Genomic DNA, 17,849 nt, shown 5'->3' on the forward strand with positions numbered 1-17,849 from the left:
TTACTGTATCCTTTCAAATTAAAAATAATAATTATTAAGCACTCTGAGTGCGTGGGCTTCACGCCAAGTGGAACCAAGCGTTAGCGTAAGATGATGGGCTTTGCTCATAATCTGTAATAAAAAAATAAAAAGGCATTTATATGACAAATGTTAGTATCATCGTTTTAGATTTTGGTTCTCAATACACACAACTTATAGCTCGTAGACTTCGTGAAGATAAAATTTATTGTGAAATTTTACCTTACCATACATCTGTAGAGGAAATTAAGACTAAAAACCCAAAAGGTGTTATCCTTAGTGGCGGTCCATCATCTGTATATAATGAAGATGCATATACGGTTGATCAGGGCGTTTATTCTATGGGTATTCCTATTCTTGGTATCTGTTATGGTATGCAAAGAATTGCAGTAGATTTTGGTGGGAGTGTTATTCGTTCTTCTCATCATGAGTATGGAAAAGCAGAACTTAAACTTGAAACGGCTTCGCCACTTCTAGCAGACTGTGATGATGGTAGAATTGTATGGATGTCTCATTCAGATAAAGTAGATAAGTTACCAGAAGGTTTTACTCCGATAGCTACATCAGATAATTCACCATATGCAGCTATTGCAAATGAAGAAAAACGTGTATATGCAATGCAATTTCACCCAGAAGTACAACACTCAGAAGAGGGTTACCTTATGCTTCGTAACTTCGCAAAAAATATTTGTGGAGTAACTGAAAAATGGAAAATGGAACACTTCTTAAAAGAACAGATTAAGGGTATCCGCGAGAAAGTAGGAACTGGTAAAGTTCTTTGTGGTTTAAGTGGCGGAGTTGATAGTTCAGTTGTTGCTGCTATGCTTTATGAAGCAATTGGCGATCAGTTAATTCCAGTTTTTGTTGACAATGGTCTTTTAAGAAAAGGTGAGCGTGAGCAAGTTGAAGAGGTTTTCAAGATTAACCTTAAAACGCCACTCATTACTGTTGATGCAGTTGATAACTTTTTAGGTAAATTAGAAGGTATAAGTGACCCAGAACAAAAACGTAAAATAATTGGTCACACTTTTATTGAAGAATTTGAAAAAGAAGCAAAGAAACACGATGGAATTAAATTTCTTGCGCAAGGGACACTTTACCCTGATGTTATTGAATCTATAAGTGTAAATGGCCCATCTGAAGTAATTAAATCACACCATAATGTTGGTGGACTTCCTGATTGGATGGACTTTGAACTTATAGAACCACTTCGTGAACTATTCAAAGATGAAGTTCGTAAAATTGGTTTAGAACTTGGTCTTCCATCGGGTATGATTAATCGTCATCCATTCCCTGGTCCAGGACTTGCGATACGTATTATGGGTGATGTAAATGTGCCTGATTTAACTATCTTACGTGAAGCTGATGTTATCTTACTTGATGAGTTAAAAGCAAGTGGATACTATGCTAAAACTTGGCAAGCATTCGTAGTTTTACTTAATGTAAAATCTGTTGGTGTAATGGGTGATAACAGAACGTACGACAACACAGCATGTGTAAGGGTTGTGGAAGCTGTTGATGGTATGACAGCAACATTCGCACACCTTCCACATGATTTACTTGAGAGAATTTCAAGAAGAATTATTAATGAAGTTGATGGAATTAACAGAGTTGTTTATGATATATCAAGTAAGCCACCAGCGACTATAGAGTGGGAGTAGAGGTTAAAAACCTCTTCTTGCATGAAATCTAAAACGTATCTTTTTTCTACTTTCTCTCATCCAGATGCTATCAGTATAAATTCTCTAGATATTACTCTTTTCAAACCAGATATTGATTTTTCAAAATATGATCATTTTATTATTACCTCTAAGCAGGTGAGCGAGGTCTTAAAGCAGTATGATGCAAAAGTCCTGAAACCTGCTCTTTGCATCTCTAAGGCCACAGCACTTGCTTATGAAAAGATAGGTGGTAAAGTCCTTGGTATTGGTGGAGGATATGGAGATGATTTATCCTTAGAAATAAGAAAACAATCTCGGGGTGTACAATGGCTTTATTTGAGAGCAAAAGTGGTTGCTTCTGGCTTTGTATCTCTGTGTAAGAAAGAAGGCTATTGTATTACTGAGTCTATAGTATATGAAAGTAAATGTTCTTGTGAAATACGAGATATTCAGGTAGAAGATAATGCAACATTGATTTTCACTTCACCATCAAGTGTAAAATGTTTTTTGAAGCAACATACTATCTCTGAACAATCAAGTGTTATAGTTATAGGTAAAACTACTGCAAAAGCCTTACCTACAAATATTGAGTATAAAGTATCAGAAAAAACTACAGTTCAAAGTTGTATAGACCTCGTTGATTTATAAATAATAATAATTTTATCTTATTTATAGTATAATTTTAAAATATATTAAATGAGGACTATAATTTTGAAATTTATGAGATTAATACTAATAACACTTTTTTTTACAACATTTTTAAGCGCAGAATATCTTCGTACAATTAGACTTGGAGCTTTTACCACCCAAAGTAGAGCTCAAGAGGAATTGGCAAAAGTAAATATATTTGTAAAAAATAATTCAAATATAACAGATTTTCAAAAAATTTGGGATTTTGAATTTAAAGTAAAAAAATCTGGTGCTCATTACCTGACTATTGTTAGCCCGATGAGAGATAAAGAGGTTCTACAAGAAGTAATTGATACATTACGATTATCATACCCTGATGCTTATGTAAGAAAACTAAAATTTGCTCCAGCATTTACAATGAAAAAACTAACTGTAGAGAGTCCCATTGAATCTAATGAAGGTGCAGAAGTTAATACACCCGAAGCGTTTAACATAGAGAACGATACAGAATTACCTCAAGAAATTATCTCAGAGGATGAAACAGAATTACCTGAAATAATTCAAGAGATACCTGTAGAAGAAGAAATAATAAAATTAAAGCCAGTAAAAAAACCTGAACCAATTATTCAAAAGAAAAAAGAAGTAGAACCATTAGCCTATAATTTTGATGAAAAAGAAGTATTTGTAAAAGAGAAAGAATCAGGTACAAACACTACTGATGTATATGAAATATTATTTTTTGTTACATTGATTTTACTTTTATTAGTTAGTTCATTACTTTATAGGTATAAAAGAAAAAGTATTTTTTGTAAAGATAGAGAGATAGAGACACATGAAATTTTTACAAAAAAAGATATTGAAATACGACATAAAGACAGCTTTTTAACACATGCCAAAACTTCAGTAGCAACAATTCATAATTTTACTAATCTTCTACTTGAATTTGACTTAACGCAGATTCAAAAAGATTATATACAAAGAATAAGAAGTTCATCAGAACATTTACTCAACACTGTAAATAACACACTTGATATAACAAAATTAAAGAATGAAACCTTGAGAATTGAAAACATTGAATTTGACTTGAATGAAATGCTACGTAAAGTATCTAAAATTATTTCACTTGAAGCTAAAAATGATGAGACAGTATTTGAATTAAATGTAGAAGATGATGTTCCAGCTTTTATTTTTGGAGATCCAACACGTATACGTCAAGTGCTTATAAACCTACTTGGAAATTCAGTAAAATTTACAAAAAATGGAAAAATATCTTTAACGATTAAGACACTTTATAATTATACACATGCAATAACTTTAGGGTTTATTGTCAAAGATACGGGTGTTGGAATGAGTAGTGAACAAGTAAATGATATACTTGACTCTAGTACAGAAATAGTTGAAGATGGGACAGTTGGGCTTGGTTTATCTGTTACGAAGCAATTAATCGAAATGATGAATGGTGAAATTAAAATATACTCAACGGAAGATGTAGGAACAACATTTACATTTACGCTTAAGTTTAATGTTATTAGATAACTCTTAGCTAGTAGAACAACATTTTTATATGTTATAATAATTAGAGAATAATGTATATGTTATGAAAGGTTAATAATGAAATTTCTTTTAGTATGGATACTCCTTTTCTCGAGCATGATACAAGCAGAGTATTTACGTACAATTAGAATCGCTTCTTTTAATACCCAAGCAGAATCAGAGCAAGCCTTAGAAGAATTAGTAAGTTTTATATCTTCACATGACAATGTACTAGACTTAGAAGAGGAGTGGGGCTTCGAATTTAAGGCGAGACGCTCTGGTCGTTACTATATAACTATTGCTGAACCCTTTACGCAAAGAAAAATACTTCAAGAGGTTATCGATACACTGCGCACACATTATTCTGATGTTTATGTTACGAGTATGAAAAAAAAAGACATAGCTACTCCCATAAGTGAAGTGAAGAAGAAGCCCATACTCGAACAACCTCCTTTAGTCGAAGAGGAAAGTGTACGAGAACCTATTACTGAAGTTGTTGAGCTTACCATTAATCAAGATGAGTTTAAAAATGATGAAATGATTGCAGAAGTTGAAGTAATAGATGGCACTAAAGTTTTAGTTCTTGAAGTACCTAAAGTCATAACAAAAGAGTTTGTTGAGAAAGATTTATTTATTGAAAATCTAGGTAATTATGTATGGAAGGGAATATCTTTAGTCTTATTTATGTTGGTTTTATTTCTACTGAGAAGTATGTTGAAACATAAGAAAGATAATGAGATATATTTTAACAGCGACATGATACATACTGAGAAGCATAAACAGTTAAGTTTAGAGATTAAAGATAGAGAAAAGTATCTTTCTCATGCAAGCCATGAGCTCCGTGCTCCAATGACTGCTATTATGGGATTGACTCATTTAGTTCTTGATTCTGATTTGGGAAAACAAGAAAAAGAGTATATAAAACAGATTGAAAATTCTGCAACAAATTTACTCAACATTGTGAATGATATTCTTGATGTTTCTAAGATTAAAGCGGGTGAACTTCATATAGAAAAAGCTGAGTTTAATATCAATGATATACTCCAGTATGTTTTAAATATTATATCAATGCAGGCAAAAAATAATAACATTAATTGTCTTGTAGATATAGATAAAGATGTACCCTCCCATCTTATAGGAGATTCTCTACGTTTAGGTCAAGTTTTAATTAATTTACTTGGAAATGCGGTTAAATTTACGAAAGATGGTGATGTCTCTTTGAGTGTGAAAAAAGTTTCAGATTCCGGAGATGTAGTGAGTCTCGAATTCATAGTAGAAGATGATGGAATTGGGATGACTGAGGCGCAATTAGAAACAGTTTTTCAATCCTTTACTCAAGCCAATGACTCTACAAGTAGAAAATTTGGTGGTACAGGTTTAGGTCTTAGTATCTCTCAAGAACTTGTTAGAATGATGAACGGAGAGATTAAAGTTAAAAGTGAAGTATCTAAGGGAACGACATTCTCATTTTCAATAGCCTTTAAACTAAAAGACCATCTTAATAAACGTCAATACAGACTGCCATCGGCAAAGTATTTAAATAAAAGAATTTTGGTTGTAGATTCCTCTGGTAAAAATGTAATGCAACTTATCCAAATGTTAGGGCATTTTAAATACAGAACACATACTATTCCATCATTTTTGGAATCAGTACTAGACGAGACAATGCAATTTGATATTGTCATTATTAATAAAAATCAGTTAAACGCACAGACTATTGAAATATTAATGAAGATGCAAAAAGAACAAAAATTCAAAATTGTAATACTGAGTGAATTATTTAGTAGTCTAAATAATGAAATACTCAAAAATATAGAAGTAGATAGTTATTTACAAACGCCTTTTAATCAACAATCTGTACTCAATATGATTATTGATTTATATGCACCTAAAAAACTAAAACATAAAGCAAGAGCTAACCCATCAAAAAATATTTTGCAAAGTGTTGTTGATAAAAAGATTTTAATTGCAGAAGATAATGAAGTAAATCATAAAGTTATTACAGGTTTATTGGCAAATACAGGGATAGAAATAACATATGTTATTAATGGAAAAGAAGCGCTAGATATATTACTTAGTGGTAGAAAATTTGACTTAGTGTTAATGGATATTAATATGCCTATTATGAATGGTTTTGAAGCAACACAAGAGATTAGAAAGCATAAAGTGTTTGACACTTTAGCAATCTTTGCATTAACGGCAGATGTCATGGATGATGCAAGGAATAAGACAATTGATGTGGGTATGCAAGGGTATATTTCAAAACCAATAATTATTGACATATTTTATAAGAAGATTTATGAGGCATTGCATACAGAAAAAAAAGAAGTCTTGATTAAATCTACTGTACAAGCAGTATTAGACTCCGATGAAAATGAATATGAAGAGATTAGTATTAAAGTAGGGCTAGAAAGATATAATAACGACAAAATGTTTTATAATTCTATTTTAAAAGACTTTAAAAAGATGTATATTAATTCACCTTTAGATTTAGAAGAGCTGTGTGGTATGGGTAACTATAAAGAAGCTAGGCATAAGGCCATGGATATTAAAGATGTAGCACTTAGTATAGGTGCATATAAGCTTTGTGAAAGTGCGGCTACCATGGAGTATAATCTTGAAAAAGGTCCTAGAAGTAATTGGGTAAAACTTATAGCATTCTATGAGTTGGAGTTAGCCAAACTATTTAAAGATATTGATGCACATTTGAAGAAGTCTCACGTATAGTATTTCGTTTGTACTCTTTTTGCAGCTCTTTTAAAAATATCAATATTATAGTTACTTTCTTCTAGGAGTTTAAAAGCATTACTGAGGGAGTATTCACTTAATTGATCTTGCACATTTATTGCTGCTCTTATAATTTGTAAAATAGTGACAGTATCTTTCATGGCATCAGGAATTTCTTGCTCGTTATCTAAATATTTCATAGATTCCCAAAAACTATCATTGAGATGTAAGTGTTTAAAAATAAGACTATTGATTTGAGAAGTATTCATCATTGTATACATAGTCTCAACATCGGAGATATTCTCATAATGACTCATATCACTTTTAAAATTATCCTCTTTCCCTTCTTGTAGTACCTCCTTAGCGATTAATATTTTCCCAGTTTCCATTAAAAAAGCTATTGGTGTTAGGGTCCTAGCTAAGTCAATGTCAATATTCATATACCATTGGAACAATAATTCACTTTGCGTAATCGAAATTTTTGCAAACATCTCTGTGCTAATATTATATGGAGTTAAGTTGACATCAAAAGATCTTTGAATACTTGAAGCGAGGACAAGAGCGCGAATTTGAGGTGCCCCAAATAATGTAGTTGCTTGTAAGACTGAAATAATAGTTTTGGAAAATCCATAGAATGGAGCATTGACTTTAGAGAGGATATCTGTTGTTAGAGAGGGATCTTTTGTTATGATATCTACAAGAGCGTCAATATCTGGATATTCATTTTGAAATAGTTCTTCAATCTTTAGTACTGATTCTGGAAGTGGTGGTAGAGAGTCAATGCGAGCAATCAAGGGAATATAAGACATTTACGACCTTCTGTATTTAATTTATTTGTATTATATAAAAAATAATGTAAAAAGGAGTATAATATTCTTAGTAGTCTGAAAAGTTCGAGACTTCGCAAATATGAGGGTTCTACATTTTCAAATTGTGAACTAGTAGGACTTTTGCGTGTCGATGGTTTCATTTGAGGTACGTTTACTCTACCGAGAAATTGTCGCCGATAAGAAGTTCTCTCTTCACCCAAATTCGGCTTTTAGAACTGGCCAATAGCGAGACGGCTTTTTGGGCTATATAAATAAATTATATTTTCTTTCTTTTATTCTAAATACAGCTAAGTTACTCTAAAATGCATTATCATGAAATTAATTACTAAAAAAAACTTTTCTATTATATTATCAACTATACTTATCTTATTCCTTGGACTCGTGTCATATAAGGCATACAATCACTCTGTACTATATGACACTGAAATGTCAAAACAAGCGGAAGAAAATAAAGCAAAAAAGTTCATGGATGCACCCGTTGAAGAAATTGTATACCTTGGATTTAAAAAACTTCGTGCTTCTATCTTTAATAATGATGCAACAAAAATGAATAAAGCAAAAAGTGATCAGATTATTCAAAAGAATAAAAAAATGATGAATCAATATGTGGTCTATTATTTTGTTTTTGTTGTCATGCTCTTATTTACTTATTTTTTCCATGTAGACGAAATATTTATATTTACTATAATAACAGCATCCTTAATCTCTTGGTTTGTTGGTATATTAGCGCCTATTATGACAATAGAAGTATTTAAAGATTTACCAGTTGTTGGATATACCATATTTAAATATGAATCGAAAAGTATCTGGGCTACGATTAAAACACTATGGGATATTGATAGATATTTTATTGCTGTAATGGTAGGACTATTTAGTGTTGTGATTCCTGTCATTAAAACATTTGCAGTATACATTAGCATTTTTTATAAAAAAAGCTTAAAAATTATGAATTTCATTGGAAAGTGGTCGATGGCAGATGTGTTTATTGTAGCATTATTGTTGGCAAACTTAACATTAAATACTGATGAATATACAGATGCAGAAGTGCAAATTGCACTTTACTTTTTTGCAATGTATGTAATATTTTCTATTATTGCTACGTTTGTTGCTCACAGACATGTTGAAAAAATAGCACAAGGCAAAGCCTGATAAACTTTAAGACCTCTATGGTATAATTCACGCTAAAATAATAGATATATTTATCCAAATATTATGGAGTTGTGAATGAAGATTTTAATTTTAGGTAGTGGTGGTAGAGAGTACTCAATTGCAAGAGCAATTTCAAATGAGAAGGAAGAACATGAACTTTTTTTTCAACCTGGAAATGGAGCTACTTCAGCTCTTGGTACGAACCTAAATATTAAAGATTACAACGATTTAGCAGCTTTTGCTAAAGAGAACCAAATAGAACTTACAATTGTAGGACCTGAAGCACCCCTTGTTGATGGTGTGGTTAATATCTTTAAATCTAATGGACTTACTATTTTTGGACCAAGTAAAGAGGCTGCTCAGCTTGAAGGTTCAAAAGTATATATGAAAAATTTTCTTGCAAAATACAATATTCCAACTGCAAAATATATTGAAACTTCTTCAATTGAAGATGCTTTTAAGTTTACAGATACTTTGAGTGCTCCTATTGTTGTAAAAGCAGATGGACTTTGTGGTGGTAAAGGTGTAATAATTGCACAAAATCATGATGAAGCAAAAGTTGCAATTTCTGAAATGTTAAGCGGAAAAAGTTTTGGAGATGCAGGGCTTAAAGTAATTGTTGAAGAGTTTCTTGATGGGTATGAGCTTTCAATGTTCGCAGTATGTGATGGAAATGATTATATCTTACTCCCAGCTGCTCAAGATCATAAGAGACTTTTAAATAATGATGAAGGTCCAAATACTGGTGGAATGGGTGCATATGCTCCAACACCACTTGTAGATGAGGTACTGTATCAAAAAGTAAGAGATAGAGTTATTCGTCCAACACTTGATGGAATGCAAAAAGAAAATGCACCATTCGAGGGTGTCCTTTTTATTGGGATTATGGTTGTAAATGGTGAACCAATTACTCTTGAATTTAATGTTCGTTTTGGAGATCCAGAGTGTGAAATACTTATGCCACTTATGACTTCAAGTGTTTCAGATATGTTTTATAAAGCCTCAACTTCTAGACTAAGTGAAATTAAGGTTGAGTTCTCAAAGCAATTTGCAGTAGGTGTTGTTATGGCATCAGGAAACTATCCTTACTCTAGTTCAACTCCAGCGGAAATAATTGTTGATGAATCACATCATGATGAGATTAACGACTTTACACATATATCATATGCCGGGGTTAGTGAAGAGGACGGTGTTCTATATGCTGATGGTGGAAGAGTTCTTGTTTGTGTGGGTCTTGGAGATAGTATTAAGCAAGCACGTGATCGAGCATATCTAAGATGTGGGCAAGTACATTTTGCAGGCAAGAAAATTAGAACAGATATAGCATATCAAGCGCTTTAGGATATTAAACTGTGAATGAAGAAATAGAAAACATACTTCACCGTGAAGGTTTGACTTTAGCAGATAAGGGTAAACGTGCTACAGCATTTTTTATAGATGAGATGTTATTGTCTCTCTTGCTTCTCATCGCTTTGTGGGAAACGTTCTCACAGCTCACGACAACTGAAGAAATAATTATTATGACAAACTCTGTTGTTTTAGAGTATATGGCTTTAAAGATTATATACCAATCTTTTTTTGTAATGCAGTACGGGGCAAGTATTGGAAAAATTATAATGAAGATTAGAGTTATAGAAATAAATACAATTCAAAATCCAAATGTAATAGTTTCAATAAACCGTGCAATATTTCGAATTCTAAGTGAGATACTTTTTTATCTTGGTTTTATATGGGGACTGATGGATCCTTCTCGTCAAACATGGCATGATAAAACAGCAAAAACATTGGTCGTGAATGTATAAGTTACTTTTTTTATTTTTTCTAACACTTTTAAATATTTCTGCAAATGAAAAAATAGAAATATATGCCACGAAAGTAGAAACAAAAGATGGTATAGTCAATGCCTCTGGAGATGTTGCAGTTGTTTATAAAGGCTACTATCTTAGTGCATCAAAGGCTATATATAATAAAAATACCGGTGAATTAGAACTGATTGATGATGTACGTGCTAATCAAGGCAACGAGTATAAGCTTTTGGGAAATCATGCAAAATTAAATATTAAAACTAAAGAAAAAAGTTTTCAACCTTTTTACATGCTTGAAAAAGAATCTAAAGTTTGGATTAGTGGAGATAGTTGTAAGGCTAAAGATAATGATTTTGATATTGCATCCGGAGTTGTAAGTGGCTGTAATCCAAATGATCCATTATGGAAAATAGAGTTTTCGTCGTCTGAGTATAACACTGAATCAAAATGGTTAAATTTATATAATGCAAGACTTTATATCTATGATATTCCAGTATTTTACACGCCATGGTTTGGATATCCATTAGATAAAACGAGACGAACAGGGTTACTGAAACCATCTTTTGGTGTTTCTGGGGTTGAGGGTCTTTATTATCAACAACCATTCTATATTGCAGAAGATGATGCTTGGGACTTAGAATTAACACCACAAATTCGTACAAAACGTGGTGAAGGAATATACTCAACTTTTAGATTTGTTGATTCTAATGTTTCAAAAGGTAGTTTACGTGGTGGATACTTCAAAGAACACACTGATTACTTCTTAGCAAATAATTTAGCAAATGATAAGCATTACGGATATAACTTTAAATATGAAAATAGTGACGTAATCAATCAGTGGTTTGGAGTAAATCTTGATGGACAGTCTGGTTTATATATAGACGGAAACTTTATGAATGATGTGGATTATATCAATCTCTCTTCTAATGAAACAATTAATATTTCTACTACGACACAAGTATTGTCAAGAATCAATCTTTTTTATAATACAGATAAGAATTATTTTGCTTCATATTTTAAGCACTATATTGACTTAACAAAAGACTCCAATGATGACACATTGCAAAAATTACCAACAATACACTATCATCATTATCTTGAGACCTTACTGGATGGTCATTTAACATATAATACTGATATTCAAAGTAATAATATACATCGAGAAATAAATCAAAAAGTAGTACAGACTGATTTTAACATGCCAGTATCCTTACATACTTCAATACTAAACGAATATATTGATTTAGATTATACTACAAATCTTTATGCACAACACTCTGCATTTTATGGTTCAGAAATAACGTCAACTGGCTTATACGAAGATGGAATTATTGCTAGAAATAATAATGTTGTGGGTGTATCAACGCAATTGACAAAAGCATATGAAGAATTCTCTCATGTTATGGGTTTTGGATCTAGTTATACATTTAAGGGTGCTGAGACTACCAGTGGATTTTATGATTATAATAAAGATTATTGTGAGAATTTAGATAATAAGAGTAATCCAAACTATATCTCTCGATGTGAGTTCTATAATATACTAGAGGTGAAGGAAGAATTAAAGCTAAATTTTTCTCAATATCTATACGACTCTTTAGGAAATCAAAAGCTCTATCATCGATTGTCTCAAACAATTCTTTATACTGGTGTTGAATCATCTAAAGGTGATTTAGAAAATGAACTAGAGTATAAAATCACGGATCATTTAGATATATACAACAATATGTTCTACAATCACAAGCAAGAAAAATTTTCAAAAATATATAATAGTTTAGTTTATAATGATGACGGATTCGATATTTTAATATCTCATTTGTATCAAGATACATTTATTCCATCTACAGCTACTATTTTACAGTATACTGATTATTTAACATCAGGGATTAAATATAAATATAATAAACATTACGCATATCATTTTGCATATGATTATGACTTAGAACTTAAAGAGAAAAAAAGAACAGAAATAGGCTTTTTATATTCTAAAAGATGTTGGGATTTTGGTATGAAGTATGTTGAAAATAATAGACCAGTTCTTGATGCAACTGGTAATACGCAAGGTATAAAAGAGAGATACATTTACTTTACGATATCCCTTAAGCCATTTATGTCAACAGGTAGTACTGATAGCTCATTATTCGCATATAAATTACCAAATGAAGAATAGGTATAAAATGAATAAGTACAAACAGATTTTAAAAAACCGTGAAGATGCAGCAAAAAAACTTTTAGATGTTATACCAATACAAAGATTCAAAGATGAGTCTTGGAAAATTATTGCTGTCTCTAGAGGTGGACTTTCTCTTGCTTCTTACATTCGAGGAAGATTTGTAAATAAGATAGATTTTCTTTTATCAGAATCGATTATGGCTCCCAATAATGATGAATGTGAAATTGCACGCGTATGTGAAGGTGAAGAAATAGTTATAAATGAGAATTTAGTCTCGTGTTTTGAGATTCAGTATGATTATATTTATGGTGAAGCACATAGAAAGCACGAGGAAAAAATATTAAGTCTTGTCTATCGATATAGAAAGGGTAGACAATTTACAAAGATTGAAAATGAGATAGTGCTTCTTGTGGATGATGGAAGTGAAACGGGTATGAAATTTATGACAGCGCTTAAAGCAATTTTAGTTCAAAAGCCTAAGGCTGTTTATATTGCGGTACCGGTTATTCCCAGTGATGTACTCGAGTTATTGGAGCCATTTGCAGATGATGTTTTTTTCTTACATGACATAGATGATTATGTTCAAACAGCCTTATACTATGAAGAGTTAGAAGATATAGATGATGAAACAATAGAAAACTTATTAGAGGATAAATAATGAAATATGATGTAAATTTAGAGTTAGAAAACCGTAGAGAAGAGTACTCGTTTGGAGACGTAGCAAAGCAAGCAAATGGTAGTGCTTGGTTAAGATCAGGCAAGACAGTAATTCTTGCAACAGTAGTGATTAATGAAACAGAGATTGTAAAAGATGACTTTTTACCTCTTACAGTTCAGTATATTGAAAAAACCTATGCAGCTGGAAAAATTCCTGGTGGGTTTTTTAAGCGTGAAGCAAAACCAAGTGATTTTGAAACTCTTACATCTCGTATAGTAGATAGAAGTTTACGTCCACTTTTTCCAAAAGGTTTTGGACACCCAACTCAAATTACAATAATGACCTTTTCTGCGGATAGCGAATCAGACTTACAAGTTTTAGCACTAAACGCTGCATCAGCTGCTCTATTTACATCTGACATAGATATGAATACTTCAGTTTCTGCAGTTCGTGCTGCAAAAATTGACGGTGAAGTAGTTTTAAACCCAACATCGTCTCAAATGAAAGACTCGACTCTTGACCTGTACCTCTCAGGTACAAAAGATGATTTACTTATGATTGAGATGCGTTCATTTGGAAATGAAGTTAGTTCTAATGCTATGGCTGAAGATGAATTGATTGCTGTATTTGAGAAAACGCAAGAGCTTCTTTTTTATACAAATACAAAATATGAAAATGCATTTTTATATTCTAAGAAAGAAACAATGGAAATTGATTTAAAACAAAGCGAAATTAATGAAGAAATGCTTGTTTATGTGAAAGAAAACCATATGTCAGAAATAAAAGACGCTATGAACCAGATGGCAAAGTCTGAGCGTTCAACTGCTCTAAGACAATTACGTAAAAAGATTATGGTTATTCATGAAACATGGGATGAACTTGAATTAAAAGCTGTAATTGAGAGTGCGAAAAAAGAACAGGTACGTGGACAGATTTTAAACGAAAAAGTAAGAGCTGATGGAAGAAGTTTAACAGAAATTAGACCTATCTCAATAGATACAAATGTACTTCCAAATGCACATTCATCTTGTTTGTTTACTCGTGGACAAACACAAGCACTAGTTGTTCTAACGATGGGTGGACCTAAAGATGCGCAGATGTTTGAAACTCTTACAGAGAGTGGAACACAAAACGAAAACTTTATGGTTCATTATAACTTTCCAGGATTTTCAGTTGGTGAAGCAAGCCCAATTTTGGGTACAAAAAGACGTGAACTTGGACATGGTAATCTAGCAAAGCGTGCTCTTGCACCTGTTATTAACTTAGATGGAAGTACTGTTCGCCTTGTGTCTGAAATTTTAGAGTCAAATGGCTCATCTTCTATGGCAACTGTTTGTGGTGGTTACATGGCTCTTAAGGCTGCTGACATTAAAACCAATGATACTATTGCTGGAATTGCAATGGGTATGGTTAGCGATGGCGAAACATACGCAATTCTTTCAGATATTATGGGTTTAGAAGATCATGATGGAGATATGGATTTTAAAGTAACAGGTTCTAAAAATGGAATAACTGCTATGCAAATGGATATTAAACTTGGTGGAATCTCTTTAGACGTACTTAAAGAAGCATTATATCAAGCTAAAGATGGTAGAAGTCATATTATTGACATTATGCTAGAAGCTGAGTCTCAGATAGAATTTAATGATGGAGTACTTCCATGTGTAGAAGTATTCACAATAGATGCTAGTTTCATTGGCGAAATTATTGGTCAGGCTGGAAGCAATATTCGCGCTTTGATTGAAGAGTTTGAAGTTACAATTGATATTGATAAAAAAGATGGTAAAGTAAAAATTACTGGAAAAAATAAAGATGGTGTAAATGGAGCAAAAGCTAAGATTGAAGCGATTGTAAATACTCCAAAAATTGCTAAAATCAAGTATGAAGTAGGCGATAAGCACGAAGGAACTGTAAAAAAGATAGTTGACTTTGGTGCATTTATAGAACTTCCTGATGGAACTGATGGCTTATGTCATATCTCTAAAATTTCTGATCAAAGAGTTGAAAAAGTTTCAGATGTAGTAAGTGAAGGCGATAAAATTACAGTAGAAATTTTAGAGTTTAAAGGTAACAAAATATCTTTAGGTAGAGTGTAAGAGAATATTTAGTATATTTTAACTATAATGCGCGTATCAATTTTTAGTAGGGAAATCCTTGCATTTATGTATGGGTTGCTTCATCTCACGATGGGGTTACGCTATCCGAAATATTTTGTAATAATTTAATATGGAGAAACTTATGAAAAAAGTTCTATTTTTAATGCTAGCTCTTGCTACTGCTGCACTTGCATCTGACGGTGATGTTGCTAACCAAACTCTTAAAGCTTACTCAATGATCGCTGCTGGTCTTGGTCTTGGTCTTGCTGCTCTTGGTGGAGCTATCGGTATGGGTCATACTGCTGCTGCTACTATCGCTGGTACTGCACGTAATCCAGGTCTTGGTGCTAAACTAATGACTACTATGTTCATCGCTCTTGCAATGATCGAAGCACAAGTTATTTATGCACTAGTAATTGCTCTTATTGCACTTTACGCTAATCCATATTTAGGATAGTCTTTAGACTAATCTAAATATACCCCTCAAAGGTTTTAACTATTTTTAGTTAAAACCTTTTTTACTTTCTAAAAAATGCGACTATGGTGGAACGGTAGACACGCGGGCTTGAGGGGCTCGTGCCTAACGGTGTGGGAGTTCAAATCTCCCTAGTCGCACCACTTTGAACGACCTCCTAAAAAATTCTTATGATAAAAAACCACTTAAGAAATGAACTTTATTAAAAGTTATATACTATTTTCTGTAAAACATCTTCTACCAGTAATGCAAAAGATTTAATTTCATAAGCAGACTTAATGAAAAAACGGGTGCATAATTTTCTACTTTTTCTTATAACTTATAAGGTAATAATCAACTAAATTCAACTTCAAACTTTTAGTAAGTCCGCGATGCAAACTAATCATATTTTTCATATGAGAGAATACTCCACCTTCAAGAGCATTGGTTGTATTTTGAATATGTAATTTCTTGTGCTTTTTATATGTAAATAGATAAGGTAAGTTTGTTCTCAAACTTCTATATGCAGCTCTAATCCTAGGATGAGTATAATGTAATTCTCCAGTCGTAGAAGAGACACTCTTTTCATCTAAAAAGTCTTGATAGGTTTCGTACCATTCATCTTGGATTGTATATCCAAGTTCAAGTAGTTCTTCTTTTAAATATTTATAGTCTTGCCCTAGCTCACTCTCAATATACTTCCAAATAAGTATCTCTTTAGATTCTACATCCGTAAAAACTAATGTACTTAACTTATCTCTTCTTTTACCATAAAAAGTAGCATGACAAACTAAATTAACTGCTCTTGGACTATGTACTTTTTCTCCAATATCAAATTCATTAATTTGATGTCGTAACCAAGGTATTGATCTTTTATATTTCTTTGATAATTACTGGAGAGTCTGTCGCTGTAAAAAGTATTCTTTAAAGATACTACTTTGAAGTTGTTTGGGTCTTCTTTTTGAGATAAAAGATGTTTTAAAATCTTTACAAAAGTATCTTTTTATTCCTCTTCTAGAGCCTCTGTTTTGAGTGTTATTCGACTGACAATTTGGACATATTTTAGAACTCTTTTACAGGCATTTGTAAATAAACCTTTGTTTACTACCAATATACCGAGCTTAGGTTGATATTTTATGCACCCGTTTCTTTCATTAAGTCTAATTTCTTCATTGAAATTACGACTACTTTTATTTGTGAGAAGCCCATAAATAATGGACTTCTAAATTAATAAACAATAAATGGGTAGGTTTTGCTTATAACACCTCTGTTATATATTTTTTAATACACACATCAAGTCCTTCTTTTGTCATTTGTTTTAACAATTTACTATCCTCAAGAAATATTTCATCATAGGTAGGAGCATTTTCAGTATAATCAGGGAAGTATTGACATTGTCCTTGTGCAAGTATTTTTTTACTATTAATATCTATCAACTTTAACGTACCAATATATCTAACTGAATATGTACCCCAATTAAAAGGATAATATACAACTTGCCACAATAAATCTTGAGTATCTATAAGATAGTCAACATTATCATATGTTTGTACTAATTCATCAATATCTGATTCATTTGTTGTAATGTTATCAAGTACTTTTATCATTTTGTATTTTTCTTCAAATACTTTGCTTAATTCTGTAGATATATAAGCACCTGGTATTTTAGTAGCCAGTTCCTCCGCATCCAAACCACCTGTAGCACCCATTATAGCTGCACCTACTCCACCAGTCAATCCAATAGCTAAAGCCTTACCTGGAGTTAGAGTCTGTGGTCCCAATGGCCCTGTTCTTTTCACAAATGTAAATGTTTTATTCGACAAGTTTTGTTTAGCATCGGAGCTTACTGCGATAGTTTTTACACTACATCCTGTAAACAATGCAATTAACACCACTACAACAGCACTTTTTTTTAGACACTTTTCTAAATTCATTTTTTTCCTTTATATTTTATAATAACCCATTTCTTAGAAATTTTTCAACTTTCTATTTAGTTAGAATATAAACGTAAATAGAATAAAAAATTTATTATAGTTATTTAGTATTAAAATATATAGGTAATATCATCAAAAATAAAATATATTGTTTTTGATGTAAAAAAGTAACATATTTATCTAA

General features: G+C 32.0%; 14 protein-coding genes and 1 tRNA gene. 12 read left to right on the top strand and 3 right to left on the bottom strand.

From position 1 onward, the window contains the following. The first annotated feature begins 140 nt into the window (after nucleotides 1-140). From guaA to ACI9TV_RS08275, 4 genes are all read left to right on the top strand, one after another. Entirely contained in the window at nucleotides 141-1,679 is a 1,539-nt protein-coding gene (gene guaA / locus ACI9TV_RS08260; RefSeq protein WP_415250304.1) for a glutamine-hydrolyzing GMP synthase, read from the top strand. 21 nt (nucleotides 1,680-1,700) lie between these two features. Next, nucleotides 1,701-2,327 (top strand): uroporphyrinogen-III synthase, encoded by a 627-nt coding sequence (locus tag ACI9TV_RS08265; protein ID WP_415250305.1) that lies wholly within the window; start codon nucleotides 1,701-1,703, stop codon nucleotides 2,325-2,327. 72 nt (nucleotides 2,328-2,399) lie between these two features. Beyond that, entirely contained in the window at nucleotides 2,400-3,845 is a 1,446-nt protein-coding gene (locus tag ACI9TV_RS08270) for an ATP-binding protein (RefSeq protein ID WP_415250306.1), read from the top strand. Between the two features lie 75 nt (nucleotides 3,846-3,920). Continuing rightward, nucleotides 3,921-6,569 carry an ATP-binding protein gene (locus ACI9TV_RS08275; protein ID WP_415250307.1) on the top strand — a complete coding sequence of 883 codons (2,649 nt, stop codon included), beginning with the start codon at nucleotides 3,921-3,923 and terminating at the stop codon, nucleotides 6,567-6,569. Here ACI9TV_RS08275 and ACI9TV_RS08280 read toward each other — a convergent pair. Further along, nucleotides 6,560-7,378 carry an HDOD domain-containing protein gene (locus ACI9TV_RS08280; RefSeq protein ID WP_415250308.1) on the bottom strand — a complete coding sequence of 273 codons (819 nt, stop codon included), beginning with the start codon at nucleotides 7,376-7,378 and terminating at the stop codon, nucleotides 6,560-6,562. The genes ACI9TV_RS08275 and ACI9TV_RS08280 overlap by 10 nt on opposite strands. 447 nt (nucleotides 7,379-7,825) lie before the next feature. Between ACI9TV_RS08280 and ACI9TV_RS08285 the strand changes: the two genes are divergently transcribed. The 8 genes from ACI9TV_RS08285 to ACI9TV_RS08320 all read left to right on the top strand — a co-directional run bounded on the left by ACI9TV_RS08285 (nucleotide 7,826) and on the right by ACI9TV_RS08320 (nucleotide 15,895). Then, nucleotides 7,826-8,548, top strand: a complete 723-nt coding sequence (locus ACI9TV_RS08285; RefSeq protein WP_415250310.1) for a paraquat-inducible protein A — start codon at nucleotides 7,826-7,828, stop codon at nucleotides 8,546-8,548. Nucleotides 8,549-8,623: 75 nt separating this feature from the next. Next, nucleotides 8,624-9,889, top strand: a complete 1,266-nt coding sequence (purD, locus tag ACI9TV_RS08290; protein WP_415250311.1) for a phosphoribosylamine--glycine ligase — start codon at nucleotides 8,624-8,626, stop codon at nucleotides 9,887-9,889. Between the two features lie 11 nt (nucleotides 9,890-9,900). Continuing rightward, nucleotides 9,901-10,350 (top strand): RDD family protein, encoded by a 450-nt coding sequence (locus ACI9TV_RS08295; RefSeq protein ID WP_415250312.1) that lies wholly within the window; start codon nucleotides 9,901-9,903, stop codon nucleotides 10,348-10,350. Then, nucleotides 10,343-12,520, top strand: a complete 2,178-nt coding sequence (locus tag ACI9TV_RS08300; RefSeq protein WP_415250313.1) for an LPS-assembly protein LptD — start codon at nucleotides 10,343-10,345, stop codon at nucleotides 12,518-12,520. The genes ACI9TV_RS08295 and ACI9TV_RS08300 overlap by 8 nt, the downstream gene beginning before the upstream one ends. Before the next feature lie 7 nt (nucleotides 12,521-12,527). Beyond that, nucleotides 12,528-13,181 carry a phosphoribosyltransferase gene (locus tag ACI9TV_RS08305; RefSeq protein WP_415250314.1) on the top strand — a complete coding sequence of 218 codons (654 nt, stop codon included), beginning with the start codon at nucleotides 12,528-12,530 and terminating at the stop codon, nucleotides 13,179-13,181. After that, nucleotides 13,181-15,277 (top strand): polyribonucleotide nucleotidyltransferase, encoded by a 2,097-nt coding sequence (locus tag ACI9TV_RS08310; RefSeq protein WP_415250315.1) that lies wholly within the window; start codon nucleotides 13,181-13,183, stop codon nucleotides 15,275-15,277. Before ACI9TV_RS08305 ends, ACI9TV_RS08310 begins: the two co-directional genes overlap by 1 nt. 142 nt (nucleotides 15,278-15,419) lie before the next feature. Beyond that, the gene (locus ACI9TV_RS08315; RefSeq protein ID WP_415250316.1) at nucleotides 15,420-15,734 is read left to right on the top strand and encodes a F0F1 ATP synthase subunit C; all 315 of its coding nucleotides are present in this window, start codon (nucleotides 15,420-15,422) and stop codon (nucleotides 15,732-15,734) included. Between the two features lie 77 nt (nucleotides 15,735-15,811). Then, a tRNA-Leu gene (locus tag ACI9TV_RS08320) sits at nucleotides 15,812-15,895 on the top strand. 726 nt (nucleotides 15,896-16,621) lie between these two features. Here ACI9TV_RS08320 and ACI9TV_RS08325 read toward each other — a convergent pair. Together ACI9TV_RS08325 and ACI9TV_RS08330 are read right to left on the bottom strand one after the other, a co-directional pair. Further along, a complete protein-coding gene (locus tag ACI9TV_RS08325) occupies nucleotides 16,622-16,792 on the bottom strand; it encodes a transposase-like zinc-binding domain-containing protein (protein WP_415250318.1) in 171 nt (56 codons plus the stop codon). Nucleotides 16,793-16,987: 195 nt separating this feature from the next. Further along, nucleotides 16,988-17,665, bottom strand: coding sequence for a hypothetical protein (locus ACI9TV_RS08330; protein WP_415250317.1), 678 nt, complete (start codon nucleotides 17,663-17,665; stop codon nucleotides 16,988-16,990). Nucleotides 17,666-17,849 lie beyond the last annotated feature (184 nt).

This window comes from Sulfurimonas sp., from assembly GCF_047622445.1.
In the GTDB taxonomy this organism is placed as follows: domain Bacteria; phylum Campylobacterota; class Campylobacteria; order Campylobacterales; family Sulfurimonadaceae; genus Sulfurimonas.